This is a genomic window from Thalassobacterium sedimentorum, from assembly GCF_031127905.1.
Classification (GTDB): domain Bacteria; phylum Verrucomicrobiota; class Verrucomicrobiia; order Opitutales; family Coraliomargaritaceae; genus Thalassobacterium; species Thalassobacterium sedimentorum.
Genome location: NZ_JARXIC010000088.1, coordinates 1 through 1,975, shown reverse-complemented (window position 1 = coordinate 1,975; position 1,975 = coordinate 1). Strand labels below are relative to the sequence as shown.

1 protein-coding gene is annotated in these 1,975 nt (G+C 48.1%); it reads left to right on the top strand.

What is annotated here, in order from left to right; all coding sequences use genetic code 11:
- Nucleotides 1-65 precede the first annotated feature (65 nt).
- Nucleotides 66-1,975 (top strand): sialate O-acetylesterase (locus tag QEH59_RS18460; RefSeq protein ID WP_308986860.1); only part of this gene is annotated, 1,910 nt, incomplete at its 3' end.

The window sequence follows — 1,975 nt, the reverse complement described above, 5'->3', positions numbered from 1 at the left end:
CATGTCATTTTAAAACTAGATCTGCCTGCATCTTTTTCGATGCACTTAGATTAACAATTGTTGTTATGCATATTTTTAAATCCTGTCTCCCATTACTGCTCTCATTCGTCAGTTTCTGCTTGACCGCCCATGCCGATGTGCATCTGCCTGGTATCTTCACGGACCATATGGTGTTGCAGCGTGAGCAAATCAACCCAGTTTGGGGGACCGCAGATGCGGATGAAGTGGTTACAGTTCAAATTGGAGGGCAGTCGCATTCAACCGTTGCTGATGCTGATGGAAATTGGCGAGTAGACTTAACCCCTTTAGAGGTCGGCGGCCCTTATACCTTGCATGTCGCGGGCGATAATGCAGTGACTTTTGAAGACGTTCTGGTCGGGGAAGTCTGGTTTTGTTCCGGGCAATCGAATATGGAGTTGAATTTGGATACTGTGAATCATGCTGATGTTGAATTAGCGGATGCCAATAATGCTCAAATCCGTCTTTTCACTGTAAAGAAGGTTGCCACTCAGGAGCTGCAAGATGATCTTGGAGGTGAATGGGTGCTCTCGACCTCGGCGTCAGCAGGGCAGTTTTCTGCTGTAGGTTATTTATTTGGTAAGCGTTTGCAGCATATCCTGAATGTCCCCATTGGCTTAATTGACAATTCGTGGAGTGGTTCGGCGGCGGCAGCCTGGGTCTCTCGTGAGGCCCTCGAGAGTTCAGAAGTTTACGATGAAATGTTGTCAGTTTGGGATGAGCGTGCCGGCTCATATTCAGATGAAATTCATGCAGAAAAGTTGGCAGCTTATGAAGCATGGGTAGCCGCTGGGCGTCCAGATCCAGCAGTGAGTTGGCCGAATGATCCACGGTATAGTCAAAATCGTCCGGCTAATATCTACAATGGTTCTGTATATCCTTTGGCAGGCTATGGTATACGTGGCGTCATTTGGTATCAGGGCGAGTCTGATGCGTGGCAGGCGGCTCTTTACCGTGAGCTCTTTCCATTGTTGATTACGACTTGGCGCAATCTTTGGCAGCAAGGTGATTTTTCTTTTTATTGGGTGCAACTTGCTGATTATCAAAATGAAGTTACTGAGCCGGGGGATAGTCACTGGGCGGAATTGCGCGAGGCGCAAACTATGACCTTATCGTTGCCGAATACTGGCGAGACTGTCATAATCGATGCGGGAGAAGGACGTGACATTCATCCACGTGACAAGCAAACTGTAGCGAATCGTTTGGTGCGTCATGCCTTAGCTAAAGACTATGGCTTTGATATTGCCAGTGATAGTCCTCGTTATGCTTCAATGTCAATCAGCGGCAACACAGTGACGGTGAAGTTCGATCATGTGGCCACTCAACTTTATGCTTTCGATAGCACTGAGGTCAAAGGGTTTAGTATTGCTGGTGAAGATCAGCAGTATGTATGGGCTGAGGCTAAGATTGTGGGAAAAGATAGTGTTGAGGTTTGGAGCGATTCAGTTGCGAATCCTGTCGCTGTAAGGTATGCTTGGAGCAGTAACCCAGTGGCAAATCTCCAGGATCGTAATGGACTGCAAGTCACTCCGTTTCGCACGAATGATTGGGCACCCGTTTCGAGTAGCCCGGACGCTCCAGTGATACAGATCGAAGAAAGCTACCAAGTGACTCTTCCTGCTAAGCTCAATCCTCTGCCTGTGATATTGGATGCGTCACCGTTGGATCAGTTGACAATTAGTTGGGAGCAGGTGTCTGGCCCTTCAGGAGTAAGCTTTAGCGATATACATTCCGTTGATCCGGAAGTTACATTTGCTCAGTCAGGCAATTATTTATTGCGATTATCTGTTGCGGACTCCGTTCACACCAGTGCTGTGTTTATCGAGGTGGAGGTCGCGCGACTTCCATTTCCTTATGGGCTGCCTGGTAGTGTCTTCCTTGGGCAGTCTGATTTCATCTCACACAACAGCAGTCAGGATCTTAGCGGAGGCATTATCGTGGATTCCGATGCGTCTGC